Here is a 17,860-nt window from a genome sequence, read left to right as displayed (position 1 = left end):
CTTCCCGCACCTCGAGCGGCCTCGACAACCAACCGTCGTAATGACATCCATTTTCATGTACTGTCTACCTCGCTCACTCACACCGGAGGTCCTCATGGCCGTACCCAAACGCAAGATGTCGCGCAGCAACACCCGACACCGTCGCGCGCAGTGGAAGGCTGTGACGCCTCAGCTGGTGACGGTCACGGTGGACGGGGTTCCGTATCGCGTACCCCAGCGGCTGGCCAAGGCGTACGAGCGTGGCGTGCTCCACCCCGAGGGCTGACACCGCATGACCCACGTTCCCTCGCGCCTACCCGTCACTGTCCTGTCGGGGTTCCTCGGTGCCGGCAAGACCACCCTGCTCAATCATGTCCTCGGAAACCGTGAGGGCTTGCGCGTCGCCGTCATCGTCAATGACATGAGCGAAATCAACATCGACGCCGCCCTGGTGCGCGGCGGCGAGGCAGCCCTGTCGCGCACCGAGGAACGCCTGGTCGAGATGACCAACGGGTGCATCTGCTGCACCCTGCGCGACGACCTCCTGGAGGAGGTGGACCGGCTGGCGCGCGAGGGGCGTTTCGACTACCTCCTCATCGAGTCCTCCGGCATCTCCGAGCCCATGCCGGTGGCCGCGACCTTCGCTTTCGCCCGCGACGACGGCGCCACCCTCGGCGACCTGGCTCGGCTGGACACGATGGTCACGATCGTGGACGCCGCAAACTTCCTGCCCGAGCTGGCCGGCGGTGATGAACTGGTCGAACGGGGCCTGGATCAGTACGAGGACGACGAACGCACGGTCAGCGACCTGCTGATGGACCAGATCGAGTTCGCCGATGTCATCGTCCTCAACAAGCTCGACCTCGTCGACGCCCCGTCCGCCGACCGGCTGCGGGCCACCTTGGCGCGGCTCAACCCTGCCGCCCGCGTAGTGCCGGCCGTGCGGGGCCGCGTACCGGTCGGCGAGGTCCTGGGCACCGGCCGCTTCGATCTGGAGCGAGCACAGCAGGCCCCGGGCTGGGTCAGGGAACTCAACGGCGACCATGTTCCCGAGACGGAGGAGTACGGCATCTCCTCGACCGTCTTCCGGTCGGGAACGCCCTTCCACCCCGGGCGCCTGTGGACGTTCGTGAACGAGTCACTCGACAGCGGCGCCTACGGACAGGTGCTCAGGTCAAAGGGCTTCTTCACACTGGCCAGCCGCCCTCGTGTGACGGGGCTGTGGTCCCAGGCCGGCTCGGTGGCACGCTTCGAGCCCTCCTCCGCGCATGACGCCGAGAGTCCTTACGCACAGGAACTCGTGTTCATCGGCACCCACCTGAACGCCGCGTCCCTGCAAGCGGCCCTGACCGACTGCCTCATGAGGGAGGACGAGCGGCTCCCCCGTTCCGACCCCTTTCCCGCCTGGGACACCTACGGCTTCGACGAGGTTTGCGCGCACGAGCACGAGCCCCTCACCGCCACGACGGGGCCCTGAAACTCCGGGCCGGGCGGTGGTCGCAGCCACGGCACCGTCCGGCCCGGTACACCATCTGCACCAGGGAGGCCATTCATGGACAGGAAGCAGCCCCGACTGGGGACCGTCCAGGAGACCCTCCTCATCCCGCTGTACGCACGGGCGATGGAGAACCGCAAGGAGTTTCCCCTGCTGCGTGACGCCCGGGCCGAGGAGATCGTCGCCGGAATCGACTACGACTTCGCACGCTTCGACGGCCTGCCCAGCCTCACCGGTACGAATCCGGCATGGGCCTGCTCACGCATGCGGACACGCGAGAGGCCGAACTTCCGCAGGTGGCCCCGTGGCCGCCCGTCCACGCTGTCCCGGTTGCGCACCCGGGTCGCACTGGCGTTGCGGGGCTGGCGCCGCAGTTCCACCACTGCGGCCCGGCGCTCGTCGTCGGTGGAGGACGGTCGGCGAATGATCTCCTTCAGCTCCGCCCGTCGGGCCGCGTACCGCTCGACGGTCGCCTTGCGCTTCTCGTTCTGCGCGACCTTGCTCTTCTTGGCCATCAGACCTTCACTCCCCGGGCACGGATGCGGGCCACGGCGGCCTCGATGCCGATGCTGTCGACGGTCTTGATCGCCTTCGCGCTGAGCGTCAGCCGGACGTACCGGCCCTCGCTCGGCAGCCAGTAGCGCTTGCGCTGGATGTTGGGGTCGAAACGGCGCGACGTGCGCCGGTGCGAGTGGGAGATGGTGTTGCCGAAGCCAGGCTGAGCACCGGTCAGTTGGCAGTGGGCGGACAAAGTCTTACCTGCCTCTCGTCGTGCGGCCAGTTATTGGTAATGGAAACCATTCTCACATGGTACCCACATGACTCGCACCGATGTACGCCCGATCATCAAGCACACGCGGACACTAAGGTGACGGGGGAATCGGGCGCCGCGCGGAGCGCTCGGAGACACCGGTGGTGGCAGTGACCGCGGGGAAGAGCTCTCGCGTCGCTCGCCATGAACTCTTCAACCATGACGGGGCCTGGGCCGCACACGGCCTCCATCTCGCCCCAGGCCCAGGGGTACGGACACGGCGTGTTCGGGCACCTCCGCGGGGCCACTGGCAAGTTCGGCACGGTCTCGTCGGGACCGCGTCGGCCCTCCTCGGCGACCTCGCACAGGGCCGACGCGCTCCGCCCTGCCAGAAGGAGGCAGGCGCGGCGGAGAGCGCGCAGTTCACGGACGGCCGCCCGGCCGACCGCCCCGGAGGCGCCCAGACCCCCGATCAGGGGCTTGACCCTCATCGTTGCGTTCCGTGCCATCGGGCGATCGCCCCCTGGGTCAGCTCACCCAGATCAGATCCCCCACAGTCACCCATCCTTGACTCGCTTATGGAAATGATTACCATGTGCGATACCTCGGTGCGTCAAGGGAACCATCTGGTCCACGCGAGGACGTTCCGTCGTTGAGACGAAGCCCGCGGCCGATCCGGCACACAGCCGACTGATCCCCGCTTCATGGGAGGTGGGCGTCCTGCGCGACGCAAAGGCAAGGAAGTTACCGGCGCCATGGCGTCCGACACGGCAGCGGATGGCTGTACTGGGCGCCCTTTACGAGCGCGCCGGCTTCACCTCCGCACAGGAACTGCACGAGGCTCTCGAAGCCGACGGCATCACCGTCGGCCTGACCACGGTCTACCGGGCTCTACACGCCCTGGACCGCTCCGGGCAGGTCGATGTCGTGCGGGACAGGACCGGGGAACGGCTCTATCGCCCCCGGCCCAGCGACGGGCACCGCCACTACCTCGTCTGCCGCGACTGCGGCTTCAGCACGGCGGTGGAAGCGGGCCCGGTGGAACGCTGGGCGGAGAACGTTTCCGAGACCATGGGATTCACCGAGGTGGAACACACCGTGGAACTGACCGGCGTCTGCGACCGCTGCCGCGTCGGCCCGACCGCGCAGAACCCGGCCGGACAGCACGCCTGAGGGGCGTCTCGCGCCCGGCCGGTGAGGCGCGCTCCCGTCCAGCACCCTCATGCCGGCGATCCGCACGGTGTCGCGCTGAATTCGACCCCACCTGTCAGGGGCCGCACGGTCCGACCGACCGGGTTCGTCACATCCGAGACGGCGGCGCCTGGTACATGACCCGGCTGCGGTGCACGTGCTTCGCGCCCGACGCCACGACGGCCAAGCTGGAAGTCCGCAGCGCGGACGCACCGGAGACCGACACGTGGGTGCGTGTGACGGGCACCAGGCGTACCGAAGGAGAGCTGGGATCACTCGCGGCCTGGCCGCCGGCGCTGGACTCCACGACGGTCGAACGGCCGCGGAACTGTCGGACCCGTGCGAGGAGCGGTGCCGAGGGCGGCGGACGGCGCGCCAGGAACCTCGCACGGCTGGCAAGCTACCGGGTGTGACAGCGCATGAGACGGCACCCGCTCCGGTGATCGCACAACTCAGCCGGCCCGAGGACGTCACCGCGGCCGTCCGTCGAGAGCTCACCGCATGCTGGACGGCGGTCGTCAACGCCGGAGGGGCCGTCGTGCCCATGAACTGCCCACTCCCGCCGGTGACCGAGGCGGCGCTCCGGCCTGCGGTCGAGAGGATCGCACGTGGACTGTCCCCGGAGCGCAGCAGACTCCTCCTGGCGACCGTGGACGGCGCGCTCGCGGGCTGGCTGCTGCTGCGCCGCGACCAGCACCCTCTCGTGGCGCACTGCGGCGTGGTGAACCATGTCCAGACACATGTGCGCTTCCGTGGCATGGGTGTGGGCGCCGCGCTGATGCGGCGCGCCCAAGGCGTCGCGCGCGACGACATGAGTCTGGAGCGGCTGCAGCTCGCCGTGCGGTCCGGGCTGGGGTTGGAGGAGTTCTACCGCAAGGCGGGGTGGACCGAGGTCGGCCGGTGGCCGGGCGCGCTACGGGTGGCGCCCGGTGACGACCGGGACGAGATCCTCATGAGTCTGGCTCTCTGAAGCGGCGGTCGCCTCCCGCTGCCGAGCCCCGACGGGAGGCCGGGCTCCGCGCCGGTGGTCCATGACCGCGACCAGTACGGCGCTGTCACCGAACTGCCAGACAGGCATGACATGAGCGAAGCCGGCCTGGCGCAGCAGTGCGGCGTGGCGGCCTACCGTGACCTGCTCGTCGCCTCCGCTCCCCGCGTGGTCGGTGTGACGCCGTCGGCGTTCCGCAAGCAGGTCGGCCAGTTCGGGTTCCCGGGCCGCGGCGTCCCACCAGGACCGCCAGTCCTCCCGTGAGCTGCCGCCCGCACGCTCCGTTCTGCGACGGCCCACATGGGCGGTGAGCTCCGAGCACGTCACCACGTCCGGCGGGAAGTGGTCTCCGTTGACGAGGACACCGCCGGGGCGAAGCAGGGACGCGAGAGCGCGGTATGTGCGCAGCAGCGCCGGCTCCGGCAGGTAGTGCAGCGCGGTCGTGGAGACGGCGGCGTCCAGGGGGCGTTCCAGTCCGAGGGCCTCGACCCAGCCTTCCTCGCCGATGACGGTGTCGACGTAGCGGGCGGCGTCGGCGTGGTGGGTCCGGCCCAGTTCGAGCAGCACGGGGTCCATGTCGGTGGCGACGATCTCCGCGTCCGGGAAACGGCCGGCAAGCCTGGCAGCCAGGGAGCCGGGCCCGCACCCGAGATCGAGCAGGAGGGGGCGGTCGTGGTCGGCTGTGGTGTGCTCGAGAACATCCCCGATCACCGTGAACCGCTCCTCGCGGTCCACCGCGTACCGCTCCTGTTGCCGTTCCCAGCGCTCCACCCACACCCTGGCGGTCGCCATACTCACGCCCATCCCCTGCGTCACCCCATCCGTCTCTCGTCCGTCCACGGGTGGGAACCAATCTACATCTGGAAACGATTGTCAGTTGCGTTTCATGCCAACGACGTGAGGACGGTCAGCAGGCGGTCGATCTCCTCCACCGTGTTGTACACGTGCAGGCTCACACGCACCGAAGCGTCCCGGGCGTCGGCGCCGGCCTGGCAGAGGCTGTCGGCTCGCACCATGAAACCGTGGCTGAAAAGGATGAACCCGAGGTCGTCGGACGGGATGTCGCCGTGCCGGAAGGTGACGATGCCGTGGCGGCGCTGGGCGACGGGGAGGGCGGAGTCAGCAGCCAGGCTCGCCGGACAACCCAGGACCTCGTACGGGCCGAGGCACCCGAGCCGGTCCGTCAGCCGGGTGGTGAGCGTGGTAGTCCAGCGCGCGATCCGCTCGACTCCGGCCGCGTCGAGCCAGTCGAGCGCGGCCCGCAGGGAGGCGATGCCCGCCGTGTTGGGCGTACCCTGCCAGCCGCCCGGCCGGAACACCGGCCCTCGCGCGTTGCGCGCCCAGACCGCCCCCGAGCCGGGCAGAGCCATCGCCTTGTGCCCCGAGAAGACCACGAAGTCCACGTCCAGAGACGGATCGTCGAGGTGGACGGGCACGTGGCCGACGCTCTGCGCCGCGTCCAGGCAGATCGGGACATCCGGCCCGACCGCCGCGCGGATGCGGTGCACGTTCATGTCGCCGCCGTACACGTGGTGGACGTGGGTGGCGGCAACGAAGCGGGTACGCGGGCCCACGGCCTCGGCCAGGGCCCGGTGGTCGTAGTCACCGGAGACCGCCTGGTACGGCAGGGCCCGTACGCGGACCTCGACACCGCGCTCGGCCAGCAGCCGGCCGGCCTCGAGCCAGGGGTCGAGATTGGCCTGGTGGTCGGCGTACGGCACGAGGATCTCGTCCCCGTCCACGAGGTACGACACGAGCCAGTCGCGGGCGACGGTACGCAGCCCCTCGGTGGTGCCGCTGGTGAAGTGGACGCCGGAGCGGCCCGGTTCGGGGTCGTGGAGGAACTCCTTGACCCGCTCCCGGGTCGATTCCACCAGTTCCGTGGTCCGGTTGGCCCAGGGGTAGGTGCCGCGGCCGGCGTTGGCGTTCGACGTCGTGAGATAGGTCTGGACGGCCTCCAGTACGGCACGTGGCTTCTGTGACGTAGCCGCACTGTCGAGGTATGCCAGCTCCGGATGCGCGGTGACGATGGGGAACTGTTCCCTCATCTCCCGTTGCCAGAGCGGGTTCTCGGGCTCCAGGGCGGGAAGCGGGCGCGCCGGGCTCATTCGCGCACCAGCGGTGCGCCCGCGTCCCGCCAGGCGACGATCCCGCCGGCCAGACTGCGGACGTCCGGGTGGCCCATCCGGGTCAGTGCGGCGGCGTAGCGCAGTGACTTCTCCCCGACGGGACAGGCGAGCAGCACGGGAGTGCGCTTGCTGAAGGGGAGCCCGCCGCGGAGCAGGTCCTCGAACACCTCGTCGACGATGTTGACCGAGCCCTCGATGTGCAGGGCGGCATAGGCGTGCGGGCTGCGCAGGTCGACGACGAGTGGCCGGGGGTCACCCCCGGCGGACCAGCGCCGCGCGTCGTCCACGTCGATGACGCGGGCCTCCGCACGGGCTTCGGCGTCGGTGACGGCCGCCGCGGAGTGCCCCCGGTCCGTCCGGCCCAGGAGTTCCGGGCGTCGCTGACGCACATAGCTGAGGTAGCTCTCGGCCCGGTCGCACACGATGAACACCGCCGTCCGGCGCTGCCCCGTTCCGTCCAGTTCGGCGTCGGCGTACCGCAGTTGCCGCACCGCTCCTTGGTAGGCGGCGCCGCCGGTCGGTCCGCTCAGCAGTCCGCAGCGGCGGATCAGGGTGAGCATCCCGTCGATGGCCTCGTCCGAGGTGACCGACTCGATGGTGTCGTACGTCGCCGGGTCGAACAGGCCGACCTGGTGGACCTCGTCGATGGTGCGGATGCCCGGTATGAAGTCCGACTTGTGGGCGACCAGGCCGAGGACCCGCACGCGCGGGTCGTGCTCGCGCAGGACCCGGGCGACACCGGTCGACGAACCAGCTGTGCCGACGCAGGCGACGAACCAGTCCGGCACCCGGCCGTCCAGGTCCTTCACTATCTCGGGTCCGGTGCCTGCCGCGTGGGCCTCGACGTTGCGGGGGTTGAAGTACTGGTCGGTGTGCAGGTACGTGCTCCCCGGGTCGGAGAGCGCCCGGTGGAAGTGCGTGAGCGGGTCGTCCGTGTCGGTCGGATCGAGGCACTCGCTGCGCCCGGGAAGTTCCTCGATCTCGGCACCGATGAGCAGGAGGAGTTCCTTGATCTCGGGTACGCGCATGCGGTTGGTGACGCTCTTGAACCTCACTCCGTGCATACCGGCCAGCAGGGCCAGTGCCTTGGCCGTGTTGCCGCTGGAGAGCTCCACGACCGTGCCGTCACCGTCGGTGGCAGCCTCCAGATGGGGCCGGGCCATGTGCCACGCGGGCCGGTCCTTGACGGACCCGAACGGGTTGAGCATCTCCAGCTTGGCGTAGAGGTCGATGTTGCGCAGCCCGTGCACGGCGGGATCGATACGCACCAGAGGCGTGTTGCCTATGGCCTCGGTGATGCTGTCGTACCTCATCCGGTTGTTCCCCCCAAGGGTGTGATCGGCCAGTAGTCCTCGTCAGGACACCAGCGCCAGGAGTCGCCCCGCCGCTCCACCGCGACCGTCCGCCCGACGGGTTGCCGCTGCGCGTGATGGGCGTGGAAGTCCATGGCGTAGCCGGCGGTGTTGGCGAAGGCCAGCAGGTCCCCCGCTTGCGGCAGCCGGGGCAGGAAGACCAGGCGGCGGGTGATGAGATCGCCTTCCAGGCAGAGGTTGCCGGTGAGGTAGACGCCGACCGGTTCCTCGTCACCGGCCGCGGCTTCGCCGTGCGGCAGCAGGACGGGGTCCACGAGGACTCCGTGCTCCTCGAGGCTCATGTCTCCCGCGTTCATGCCGAGGTGCACCAGGTACTGCCCGGAGTCCGTGTCCGCGGGACGTACGTCCAGCACCCGGGCCAGCGACAGTCCGCACTGGTCGACCAGGGCGCGACCGGGTTCGATGTACAGGTCGTGGAGGTGTTCCAGCAGAAGGTTGGCGGACGACCGGCCCAGCACCGGAGCGGGCAGTGAGAGCAGTTCGTCGAGGTAGCCGGGGCCGGCGGTGGGGCGGTGGGCGGGGTACAGCGCGGCGTTCCCGCGCACCGTGCCGCCCTCGTTGCGCAGCCCGTATCCATGACCGCGCCAGGTCAACGGCGGGCGGACGCCGAGCACCGCCTCGGTCAGCGCGGTGGTCCAGCGCTCCCACTCCTGCGCCTCGGCGACGTATCCGACGCCGAATCCGCCGCCGATGTCGAGGGCGCGCGGCGCCAGTCCCCGTGCCCGGCACTCATCCAGGAACAGCACGCACTGCTCCAGCGCCCGTGCCTTCTCCTCCACGCCGGTGGTGTCGAGGTGGTAGGCGGCGCCGACGAACTCCGCGGTGTCAGCGTTGCGTTCGAGCGCCGACAGGAGCGCCTCCGTGTCCCGTACCGGGGTGCCGAAGCGGCTGCGCCGGGAGAGCAGCCGGGTGCCCGCTCCCCCGTGGCCGGCGGCGGACTCGAACCCCGACAGGCGCGCCAGCACGGCCACCCGGCCGAGCCCGTGCGCGCGCACCAGCCCGGAGAGCCGTTCCAGTTCCCCGGGCGAGTCCAGATTGACCGTCGCTCCCACGCGCGCCGCCAGCCACAGGAACGCGGCGTCCTTGGGACCGGTGGCCATGATGCGGTCGCCGGTGAACCCACAGCCCAGTGCGTGCCTCAGCTCTTCCAGAGAGGCGACATCGACGCCGACGGCGACCGGGTCCTCCGCCGCCAGTCGCCGCAGCAGGGCGCTGGACCGGTTCGCCTTGTGCGCGAAGTACACCCGCCCGGTCAGATGGTGGCGGCGGTAGACGGCACGGAAGCGGGCGGCGTTCTCGGCCACGGCCTCGGGGAGCAGCACGTTGAGCGGGGACCCCAGCGCGTCGACGAGCGAGTGCAGGAAGGGCCGGTCCGTCAGCAGTGCGCCGAGCGGCGGCTCCACCCTGGGCCTCAGATACAAGGGCGCATCCACGTGAGACCCCTCCCGGTGCCGGTCGACCGTCGGCGCGACGATCGTTCGGGAGTAGTCGTTTCCAGGTATACCCGGCCCTAAGCCTCACCGGCCCGGGTCTCGGGGCAAACTCCCGTGCTCAGGAGGGGGTGGTGGTGAGGATGCGGTTGAGCGCGCTGCCGGGGCGGCTTGTGAGTTCCTCCCAGGTCCCCACTTCCGCGATGCGGCCCTCCTCGAGGACGGCGATGCGGTCGGCACGGCGGATGGTGGCCGGGCGGTGGGCGATGACGATCGTGGTGCGTCCCTCCTCCTGCAGCGCGGTGGCGAGTTGGGCGTCGCCGGCGTTGTCCAGGTGGGCGGTGGACTCGTCGAGGACGAGGACCCTCGGCCGGACCAGCAGCGCGCGGGCCATGGCGATGCGGGCCCGCTGACCGCCGGAGAGCGTGGCGCCGCGCTCGCCGACGAGGGTGTCCATCGGGGCTATCCGGTCGACGCCGCACAACCGGGCCGCTTCGGCCAGCGCCTGGTCGTCCGCCTCGGGTGCGGCGAGCCGCAGGTTCTCGGCGAGGGAGCCGTGGAAGAGGGGCGTGTCCTGTCCCACCAGCACCACCGCACGCCGCAGCTCCGCATCGCTCACCTCACGCACGTCCACGGGGTCGCCGTAGGCGGGCAGCAACTGGACCGCACCGGCGGAGGGGTCCCAGAAGCGGGCCAGCAGGTGGGCGCAGGTCGACTTGCCGGCGCCGGAGGCGCCGACCAGGGCGAGTGTCCGGCCCGGAGGGACGGTCAGATCGACGCCGTCCAGCACGGGCCGTCCTCCGTAGTCGAACCTCAGCCGGTGCAGCCGTACGCCCAGCGGTCCGGGCGGCAGGGCGCGGGGGGCGGCGGGCGGCGGGGCGAGAGCGGGGGCCTTGACGGCAGCGTTGACGCGGGAGGCAGCGGCGCGCAGGGCCACGGCCTGGCTGAGAGCGCGGGCCGACTCCGCGACCGGGCCAAGGACGGAAAGAGCCAGGGCCATCGCAGCCGGGGCCCAGGCGCCGTGCAGCCGTCCGGAGGTCACCGACTGCGCCGCCGCGGCGACCACGCCGAGGACCGCGGCCACGATGAGGAGGTCGCGGACCGCGGCGGCGACGGCCTCCCAGGTGGCCTCGGCACGTTGGGCGTCACCCACCTGCCATCCCCGCTCCGCGAGCTTGCGACGGCGTTCGGTCAGAGCGCCGAAGGCGAGCAGTTCGCGCAGCCCGTCGACGGCCTCCACCGTGTCGGCCGACAGCCCGGCCACGGCCGTCCGGGTGCGGCCGCCGCGTGCCGTGCGCGCGCGGGCGTCCGCGAAGGGCGCAGCGGCGAGCAGGGCCGCGACCGGCAGCACGGCCGCCAGCAGCCACGGCTCCACCGTGGCAAGGACCATGGAACCACCGGTGAAGACCGTTCCTGCCGCCAGCAGTTGGGCGGTGGTGTGGGCGTAGAAGAACTCCAGGGCCTCCACGTCGGCCATGGCCGTGGCGGCGAGGTCGCCGCTGCGCCGTCCCGCGACGCGGGCGGGCGCGCTGCGGGCGAGTCCGTCGAAGACGCGCACCCGCAGTACGGCCAGCACCCGGTAGGCCAGGTCGTGCGAGAGGTCCATCTCCCGCCAGGTCATCAGGGCGCGTACCAGGACCAGTGCGACGAGCGCGGTGACGGTGCCGGCCGAGGGGGCGCGCCCTTCGATGACGGCGGTGCCCACGGTGTGCGCGGCCAGGGTGAGCAGCGCGACGAGGGAGCCCTGCTCGAGGAGCGCGGCGGCACAGGTGCGAGCTGTCATGGCGCGGTGTGCGGCGAGGGCGGGGAGGAGGGCGCGCAGTGCGCCTCGCGCGGGTTCGTCCGCAGCGGTGGTGGCGGTGCCAGTGGTGGCAGCGGTGCTCATGCGGCGCGTTCTCCTCGGTTGGCGCGGCCGGCCTCGACGAGCCGCGCGTAGACGCCGTCGGCCTCGACCAGGTCGGGGTGCTCACCCACGGCGTCCACCCGTCCTTGGTCGAGGACGACGATGCGGTCGGCGTGTCGGACGGCGGCCAGCCGGTGGGCCACCACCAGGACGGTCCGGCCGCTCGCGGCGTTCAGCAGTTCCCGGACGATGTCCGCCTCCCGGCGTTCGTCGACGGCGCTCGTGGCCTCGTCGAGGACGAGGACCGGGGCGTCGGCCAGCAGGGCTCGCGCGAGGGCGAGCCTCTGACGCTGGCCGCCGGAAAGGGTGGCGCCGCGCTCGCCGAGGACGGTGGCGTAACCGTCGGGGAGGGCGGCGATCTCGTCATGGACACCGGCGACGCGCGCCGCCCGGGTCAGGTCGTCGTCCGTCGCGTCCGGCCGGGCCAGGCGCAGGTTGTCGGCGATGGTGGCGTGGAAGAGGTACGTCTCCTGCGAGACGACGGCGATGCCCTGCCGCAGCGAGTCGAGCGCGTACTCGATCGTGGGGCGCCCGTCGAGGGTGATCCGGCCCTCCTGCGGGTCGTGGTGGCGCAGGAGCAGGGCCAGCAGTGTGGATTTGCCCGCGCCGGACGGGCCGACGATCGCGGTCGTCCGTCCCGCCTGCGCGGTGAACGAGACGCCGTCCAGGGCCGAGGACGGCGCGCCGTCGTAGGCGAACCGCACGTGCTGGAAGCGCAGTTCGGGCGGCGCTTGCCGGGGCGCGGGGGCCGTTCCGGTGTCGGGGACCGCCGGCTCGGTCGTGCGCAGGGCCGCGAGCCCGTCGGCGGCCGAGACTCCGAGGTATCCGGCGTGCCACTCGCGGGCGAGGTCGCGGACGGGGCGGAAGCACTCCGAGGCCAGCAGTAGCACCAGATACGTGCCGGTCGCCGTGGTGGATCCGCTGACGGCCGACCAGCACGCCAGGAGGGCTGCGGCGGCGGTGCCGCCCTGGATGGCGAGGTCGGTGATGCCGGTGTCGACCAGGGACACCCGCAGTTTGGCGACGGTCGCCCGGTGCAGCGCCGCGGACCGCTCCTCCAGGCGCGAACGGGTACGGCCGACCGCACCGGCGGCACGCAGCGCCGGCATGCCCTGGAGCGCCTCCAGGTAGTCGGCGCCCAGTCCTTCGTAGGTGTCCCAGTGCTCCTTGCCGCGGGCGGCGAGGAGCCGGTCCCAGGCGCGCGGCCCGGCCAGGGCGAGGAGCAGGGCGGGGACGAGGCCGAGCAGGGCCCACGGTTCGACCACGGCCAGGGCGGCCAGGACGAGGGGCGGCACGGTGAGGGTGATCAGGAGCTGGGGCAGGTAGCGGGAGACGTAGGCGTCGACGCCCTCCACCCCGTCGACGAGAGTGGTGCGGACGGCTCCGGCGCGTGCGGTGGTCAGGTGAGCGGGCCCCAGCCGGCCCAGGTGGGCCAGGAGTTCGTCCCGCACGGCGACCCTGACCCGGGCTCCGGCACGGGTGGCGGTGCGTCGCTGCCACAGGGTGAGACCGGCGCGGGCGGTGACGACGGCGAGCACGGCGGCCAGCAGCCACGGGAGCCGGCCGGTGTCTCCGCGGGCCAGGCCGGCGAGGGCGAGGGCCAGCAGTGCGGCCTGTGCCAGGTGGGTGAGGGTGACGGCGCCCTGCAGGAGGGTGGCCGTGAGCAGGGGGCGCCGTGCCCGCCGGGCGGCGCGGCGCAGCTCGGGGTGGACGATCACGTGGTGTTCTCCTCGTCGGCGTGACGGATACCGAGGGCCAGGGCGTGGACGACCCAGTCCCGGTCCGGCGCGGCTCCGAGGGCGGCCCCGAGGTCCGCCTGCTGCCAGGAGCCGACGGGCCGGGCCGCCAGCCCGTGGCGTCGGGCGGTGACCTGGGCCAGGTGGACGGCGAAGCCCGCCCGCAGGTGGGCGCGGCGGATGTGTGCGGCGTCGGCGTCCGTGGGGCAGCCGTGGCCGAGCAGAACGGCGCCCGCGTCCGCGATCCACGCCTGGCCCGCGGCCCAGGCGGCGAGCGTCTGGCGGGCCTCCCCTGCCGCGTACCGCCGCAGGGTCGTGCCGTCGGGTGCCAGTTCCATGAGGCCGGGTCGGGGCGGGCCGACCGCGGCGCACCAGCGCAACAGGTCGCCGTTGCCGGCCCGTTCGGCGGTGGCCAGGACTGCCCGCAGTGCGCCGTGGGAGGGGGCGCCCGGCAACGGCGGTGGGGTACTGCGGCGGGCCAGTAGTTCGGCCGGGGTGGGCGTACCCCCGGACGGTTCCGGGACGTGGGGACTGTCTGCCGGGTGCATCGGGCTCCGCCCGTCGGGCGGCGGGATGCGCACGACGGCCAAGGGATTCTCGGTGAGTCCGTCCAGCCGTGCCTCGGGCTCGCCCGCGCCCAGTGCGCGGGCCGCCAGGAACAGCGCCGCGGCGGCGTGCCCGGTGTCCAGCAACAGAAGGGGCCAGGCTCGGTGGCCGTAGTGGGAGGCCGTGCGCCGTGCGGTGACGGAGAGTTCGGCCGTCACGCCTGGCGGCGTGTCGTCGGAAGGCAGACCAACGCGGTGGACGCGGTGGCGCAGCGGGTCGTAGCCGTAGCGGCCGGGCGGCAGGGAGCAGCCGGCGCCCACGACCAGTTCGGCGTCCACCGGGTGCAGCGCACCCGCGGAGGGCGCGGGCCTGAGGCGTCCGGAGGCGTCCGAGGCCGCCAGGGACAGACGCAGCAGGGCCTGCAGATCGAGGTCCGCCGGGCCTGCCTCCGGAATCGGAAGCGGCGGCCCCGGCCAGGGCCGGACGGCTGTCCCGGCGGGCGTGTCGGGGCCGGGACGCTCCGGGGAGCGGGCGCGGGCGAGGGCGGCGGCGAGTTCCACAGGGCGGTCCTCGCGGAGGTCTTCCACGGCGGCCCTCACATGTGCGGCGGAGGCGCCAGCGTGAAGTCCTCCGGCGCGCTCGGCGCGGTCGTGCGCCATCCGCGCGCGACGGCGGCCTCGGCGAGGCGCGGACAGCCGAAGTAGCCGAAGGCGGCGGGGGCGTTGGGCAGGAGCCCGGAGACGAGGATCCGGGCGACGCGCAGCGATGTCTCGGTCACGTCCTCGGTGGTGAGGTCGAAGGTCATGACGCGGTGACCGCCTGCGCGCAGCGTGCTCTCCAGCCGCTCCCGGCTGCCGGGCTCGACCGCGTCGACGGACACGGTCCCGAGCGCGGGCGCGGTGAAGCGCCGGGCCTCGGCCGCCATCCGTTCGTCCAGCCACACCTGCACGTGCGCACCCAGGTCCCGCACGTGCTCGAACTGCTCGCCGCACACATCGAGATAGCGGCCGTCGGCCCGGTGCTCCAGGTACAGCCCGCGCGCCAGCAGCCCGGCCTCGACGGCCTGGAACACCCAGCCGTCGGAGGCGGTCAGGCCCTGGGTGAAGACCCAGGTGTGGACGGCTTCCAGGACGGCCTTGCGGGCGGCCTCGGCCGGGTCGTACTTGCAGGCGAACCCGGCGGCGTACAGGCCGAGGCGCGGGTCGTGCACGAGCGCGGCCATGCAGGGGGCGAACTCCGAGCGCATCTCCACTATGTGGACGTCGAGCGCGGAGCCGGCGAGGTCGTCGGCGAGGCCGGGCACGCTCGCCGGGTCGATGCCCCGGGTCGGGCCGTCCAGATGCCACCACAGTTCCAGGGCGTCGCGTTCGACGATCTCCAGCAGGCCGCGTTCGACGGCGTCGTCGAGGCCCTGTCCGGTGGCGATGCCCGCGTAGTTGAGGTGATGGGTGCGGGGCAGCTCGCGCAATGCGCCCTGGCGCCAGTTGAGGTGGGTGAGCGCGATGGGCGCCCAGACCTCCGCCGTCCGTCCGCCGGGCAGCTGCTCGGTTCCGCGCGTCCACAGGGCCGGGGTCTGGGGGGTGAGGGGTCGGTAGGGGAACTTCTCGCGGGCGTACTGCCAGTCGGCGTACGTGGGCAGGTCGCCGGGGCCGTAGAGCCGCAGGCCCTTCTCGGTCAGTTCGGCGGCGGTGGCGCGCACGGGGGCGTCGGGGTGGCCGGGGGGCGGCACGCGGTTGCCGCAGTACCGCTCTATCCCCTCGGCTATCGCGGCGACGCGGGCTTGCTCGGGGTCGCCGAAGGTGGTGCCGAGGGAGACGCGGTCGGCGGGCCACAGGCCGTGTCTGCGGGCGTCGGATATCTCGGCCGTGAGCGCGGTGTAGCGGGGTGGGGCGCCCGCGGGGTGTTCGACGGGCTTGACCTTGCGGACGATGCCGCAGACGGGGTCGACGAGTGCTTCCAGCGGCAGCGTCGTCATCTCAGGATCTCCTCGGCGGGATCGACGGGGGTGGGGCGGGACGGGAGCACGGGCAGTCTCAGCACCACGCTGTCCGCATCGACCTCCCGTCGGGAGGCGTGCAGCCGGCCGGCCGTCACGGGGTCTTCCCCGGTGTGGGGGTTGCGGGCGTGGGCCGGGAAATGGTGCCCGGCGATCTCCAGGCGCAGCCGAGTGCCGGCCCGCAGCCGACGCGCGACCCGGCCGAGGCCGATGGTGAACTCGGCCTCACTACCGGCCGGTTCGGCATGTCGGACGACGCCGACGGCGAGCCGCTCGGCGCTCCCTTCCGGCGTGAGCGCGACGAGCCGGGCGGCCCAGTCGGCGGACGGGCTGTGAGCCGTGGCCCGCAGGTGCACGCTCACGGGGCCGACCACGTCGAGCGGACGCGGCAGCGGCGGCGTGACCAGCAGGCAGCGGTCGGGCGGGCCGTCGGTGGGGACGGTCAGGTCGTCGGAACGGACGGGCCTGCCGGGGTCGGCGGTGAAGACGGAGCCGCGCAACAGTCGCGTGCGTGGTGTGCGCGGTTCGCCCTCGGTGCGGGCGGACAGCCACAGGTCGGCGCCGCCCAGCCCCTGGGCGCCATGGTGGCCGGGGGCGAGTTCGCCGGTCAGGGCGCGGCGGGCCCAGCGCACGTACAGCTCGCCGAGGTTCAGCCGGTGGGCCGGGCCGGAGTCGGGACCGGGCGCGGTGACGAGACCGTGCCTCCAGGGGCCCAGCAGCATCCGGGCCGAGGGTCCGCCCCAGGAATGCCACAGCGCGACGGTCTCCTCGGTGAAGTGGTCATGGTGGCCGCCCACCGCGAGCAGGGGCACGGCGGCGTGCGCCGCCCGCGATACGAGACGGCCGCGGTCGCGGTGCCGCCACAGGCCCGCCCAGGAGGGCAGGCCGCGGCCCAGCCGCTCGGGGAGGGCGCTCAGTGGCAGGTGGGTGAGCAGTCCCGGGTCAGCGGAGAGGGCCTTGTCCAGCGCGCTCTCGTCGGAGTCTCGCCGGTCACCGTGGGCGGCCCACCATCCGGCGCGGGACAGCAGCCGCTCCACTCCGGACGCCTCGCGCGCGGTCTCCGCGGACCCGAGGGCGGGCACGGCCGCGATGACGGCATCGGGCCGGACGTCCTCGGGCACGTCGAGGGCGAGGACGAGGGCACAGTGGGCCGCGTATGAGGCTCCGACGGCCACCAGCCTTCCGTCGCTCCAAGGCTGCCGCCGGATCCAGCGCACGGTCGCCGCTCCGTCGGCGGCCTCGTCCGCGTACGGGTGCCACTCCCCCGGCGACGCGAACCGGCCCCGTACGTCCTGGACAACGGCGGCGAACCCGCGACGGGCCCAGCCGCGCGCCTCGGCACTGTGCCGGGTCCGGTCGTAAGGGGTGCGCACCAGGACGGCCGGAAAGGGGCCTTCGCCGGCCGGGAGTCGGACGTCCGTGGCGAGTTCCCCCACAGCCGTACTGAACGCCGTCATCCGTCCTTCTTCGGCATCGGTGCGACGTCGGGCACCGGGAGGACGGGGTGCTCGGTGACGGTCAGCGTGCGCAGGTCCACCCGTCGGAGGCGGCGCCGCGCCGGGAGGCCGGCCGCAGCGGGGGCGTCGGTGGCCCACCGGCTGAGATCGTCCGAGAGCAGTGCCGTGAGCAGCGTTGCGGCGGGCACGGCGAGCCGGACCGGTGCACCGGAGGTACGCGGTCCGCTCCAGTACGCGGCCAGTTCGCGGTGAGCGGGCGTGGCGGCGAGCCGACGGGACCGGACGTGCGCCGAGGTGACGTCTCCAGGAGCGGCGGCCACCGGCTCGACATACGCCTGCCAGCCCTCGCGGTGGCAGCGCAGCCACGCGACGCCGTGCTCGGGCAAACGGTCGGCGGCGTCCCACAACCCGTCCGGCACGGGCCCGTCCAGGCACCACACGACCGCGGAGGGGTTTCCGTCGAGCAGGTCCTCGATACCCACCGGTGATCTGTCGGAGGCGGTCACGGCCGAAGTCGTGCGCGGCCGCGCGCCCAGGGCGGCCAGTTGCACGGCGAGCGGTTCGGTCAGCACCGGGTCGCCGAGGATCCGGATGTCCCGGCGAGCGGCGGGCCACGGCGAGTGCCGCGGCCCTTCCGCCAGATAGCCGGCCGCCTCGAACGCCCGCACCACGCGCTCCAGTCCCCCGTCCACCGGGGCTGTGGTCCCGCCCGTGAGAAGGGAGAGCAGGGCGTCCTCGTCCGCGTCTGCTGTCCTGACGCTGAAGAACTCCCCTTCCGGGGTGCGGACGGCGAGCCCTCGCCCGGGCACAGCGACGACCTCGGCACCGGGGACTAGTCGGCTGCGGGACACGGCGTTCCTCCTGTCGGCGGGACCTGGGACGGGCG

General features: G+C 72.7%; 16 protein-coding genes and 1 pseudogene. 4 read left to right on the top strand and 13 right to left on the bottom strand.

The genetic code is table 11. From position 1 onward, the window contains the following. Positions 1-94 precede the first annotated feature (94 nt). A complete protein-coding gene (rpmF, locus tag G3I77_RS08455) occupies positions 95-265 on the top strand; it encodes a 50S ribosomal protein L32 (protein WP_230222493.1) in 171 nt (56 codons plus the stop codon). 6 nt (positions 266-271) lie between these two features. Continuing rightward, positions 272-1,456: a GTP-binding protein gene (locus G3I77_RS08450; RefSeq protein ID WP_248501991.1), complete on the top strand. Its 1,185-nt coding sequence runs from the start codon at positions 272-274 to the stop codon at positions 1,454-1,456. Between the two features lie 212 nt (positions 1,457-1,668). Here the strand turns inward: G3I77_RS08450 and rpsN are convergent, their stop codons facing one another. From rpsN to G3I77_RS41125, 3 genes and pseudogenes are all read right to left on the bottom strand, one after another. Continuing rightward, positions 1,669-1,989, bottom strand: a complete 321-nt coding sequence (gene rpsN, locus G3I77_RS08445; protein WP_248501990.1) for a 30S ribosomal protein S14 — start codon at positions 1,987-1,989, stop codon at positions 1,669-1,671. After that, positions 1,989-2,225, bottom strand: coding sequence for a 50S ribosomal protein L28 (rpmB, locus tag G3I77_RS08440; protein ID WP_129802793.1), 237 nt, complete (start codon positions 2,223-2,225; stop codon positions 1,989-1,991). The genes rpsN and rpmB overlap by 1 nt, the downstream gene beginning before the upstream one ends. Before the next feature lie 320 nt (positions 2,226-2,545). Further along, a pseudogene (locus tag G3I77_RS41125) lies at positions 2,546-2,716 on the bottom strand (epimerase); the annotation flags it as partial. 220 nt (positions 2,717-2,936) lie between these two features. On the opposite strand from G3I77_RS41125, the gene G3I77_RS08430 reads away from it, so the two are divergent. Next, a complete protein-coding gene (locus G3I77_RS08430) occupies positions 2,937-3,398 on the top strand; it encodes a Fur family transcriptional regulator (protein ID WP_308311366.1) in 462 nt (153 codons plus the stop codon). Between the two features lie 427 nt (positions 3,399-3,825). After that, positions 3,826-4,386, top strand: a complete 561-nt coding sequence (locus G3I77_RS08425; protein WP_248501988.1) for a GNAT family N-acetyltransferase — start codon at positions 3,826-3,828, stop codon at positions 4,384-4,386. Here G3I77_RS08425 and G3I77_RS08420 read toward each other — a convergent pair. The 10 genes from G3I77_RS08420 to G3I77_RS08375 form a co-directional block, all read right to left on the bottom strand. Continuing rightward, positions 4,330-5,208, bottom strand: coding sequence for a trans-aconitate 2-methyltransferase (locus G3I77_RS08420; protein ID WP_248501987.1), 879 nt, complete (start codon positions 5,206-5,208; stop codon positions 4,330-4,332). The genes G3I77_RS08425 and G3I77_RS08420 overlap by 57 nt on opposite strands. Positions 5,209-5,288: 80 nt before the next feature. Beyond that, entirely contained in the window at positions 5,289-6,512 is a 1,224-nt protein-coding gene (locus tag G3I77_RS08415) for an aminotransferase class V-fold PLP-dependent enzyme (RefSeq protein WP_248501986.1), read from the bottom strand. After that, positions 6,509-7,846 (bottom strand): pyridoxal-phosphate dependent enzyme, encoded by a 1,338-nt coding sequence (locus G3I77_RS08410; RefSeq protein WP_248501985.1) that lies wholly within the window; start codon positions 7,844-7,846, stop codon positions 6,509-6,511. The genes G3I77_RS08415 and G3I77_RS08410 overlap by 4 nt, the downstream gene beginning before the upstream one ends. Further along, positions 7,843-9,339 (bottom strand): Y4yA family PLP-dependent enzyme, encoded by a 1,497-nt coding sequence (locus G3I77_RS08405; RefSeq protein ID WP_248501984.1) that lies wholly within the window; start codon positions 9,337-9,339, stop codon positions 7,843-7,845. The genes G3I77_RS08410 and G3I77_RS08405 overlap by 4 nt, the downstream gene beginning before the upstream one ends. Positions 9,340-9,457: 118 nt before the next feature. Further along, positions 9,458-11,221 (bottom strand): ABC transporter ATP-binding protein, encoded by a 1,764-nt coding sequence (locus G3I77_RS08400; protein WP_248501983.1) that lies wholly within the window; start codon positions 11,219-11,221, stop codon positions 9,458-9,460. Next, entirely contained in the window at positions 11,218-12,957 is a 1,740-nt protein-coding gene (locus tag G3I77_RS08395) for an ABC transporter ATP-binding protein (protein WP_248501982.1), read from the bottom strand. The genes G3I77_RS08400 and G3I77_RS08395 overlap by 4 nt, the downstream gene beginning before the upstream one ends. Beyond that, positions 12,954-14,108 (bottom strand): SagB/ThcOx family dehydrogenase, encoded by a 1,155-nt coding sequence (locus G3I77_RS08390; protein ID WP_230222475.1) that lies wholly within the window; start codon positions 14,106-14,108, stop codon positions 12,954-12,956. The genes G3I77_RS08395 and G3I77_RS08390 overlap by 4 nt, the downstream gene beginning before the upstream one ends. An 8-nt stretch (positions 14,109-14,116) precedes the next feature. Beyond that, the gene (locus tag G3I77_RS08385) at positions 14,117-15,496 is read right to left on the bottom strand and encodes a YcaO-like family protein (protein WP_248501981.1); all 1,380 of its coding nucleotides are present in this window, start codon (positions 15,494-15,496) and stop codon (positions 14,117-14,119) included. Further along, positions 15,493-16,974: a CocE/NonD family hydrolase gene (locus tag G3I77_RS08380; RefSeq protein WP_248501980.1), complete on the bottom strand. Its 1,482-nt coding sequence runs from the start codon at positions 16,972-16,974 to the stop codon at positions 15,493-15,495. Before G3I77_RS08380 ends, G3I77_RS08385 begins: the two co-directional genes overlap by 4 nt. Then, on the bottom strand, positions 16,971-17,825 hold the full coding sequence (locus tag G3I77_RS08375; protein ID WP_248501979.1) for a hypothetical protein: 855 nt from the start codon (positions 17,823-17,825) through the stop codon (positions 16,971-16,973). The genes G3I77_RS08380 and G3I77_RS08375 overlap by 4 nt, the downstream gene beginning before the upstream one ends. Positions 17,826-17,860: the final 35 nt, after the last annotated feature.

Origin of the sequence: Streptomyces sp. D2-8 (assembly GCF_023184515.1) — a bacterium.
In the GTDB taxonomy this organism is placed as follows: Bacteria; Actinomycetota; Actinomycetes; order Streptomycetales; family Streptomycetaceae; genus Streptomyces.
The sequence above is the reverse complement of the archived record's forward strand: the minus strand, read 5'-3'. Positions and strand labels throughout refer to the sequence as shown.

What these genes read in the sequence shown, in the direction of transcription:
- rpmF (WP_230222493.1), top strand. Translation starts at nt 95, where the DNA reads ATGGCCGTACCCAAACGCAAGATGTCGCGCAGCAACACCCGACACCGT.
- G3I77_RS08450 (WP_248501991.1), top strand. Translation starts at nt 272, where the DNA reads ATGACCCACGTTCCCTCGCGCCTACCCGTCACTGTCCTGTCGGGGTTC.
- rpsN (WP_248501990.1), bottom strand. Translation starts at nt 1,989, where the DNA reads ATGGCCAAGAAGAGCAAGGTCGCGCAGAACGAGAAGCGCAAGGCGACC.
- G3I77_RS08420 (WP_248501987.1), bottom strand. Translation starts at nt 5,208, where the DNA reads ATGGGCGTGAGTATGGCGACCGCCAGGGTGTGGGTGGAGCGCTGGGAA.
- G3I77_RS08415 (WP_248501986.1), bottom strand. Translation starts at nt 6,512, where the DNA reads ATGAGCCCGGCGCGCCCGCTTCCCGCCCTGGAGCCCGAGAACCCGCTC.
- G3I77_RS08410 (WP_248501985.1), bottom strand. Translation starts at nt 7,846, where the DNA reads ATGAGGTACGACAGCATCACCGAGGCCATAGGCAACACGCCTCTGGTG.
- G3I77_RS08400 (WP_248501983.1), bottom strand. Translation starts at nt 11,221, where the DNA reads ATGAGCACCGCTGCCACCACTGGCACCGCCACCACCGCTGCGGACGAA.
- G3I77_RS08385 (WP_248501981.1), bottom strand. Translation starts at nt 15,496, where the DNA reads ATGACGACGCTGCCGCTGGAAGCACTCGTCGACCCCGTCTGCGGCATC.
- G3I77_RS08380 (WP_248501980.1), bottom strand. Translation starts at nt 16,974, where the DNA reads ATGACGGCGTTCAGTACGGCTGTGGGGGAACTCGCCACGGACGTCCGA.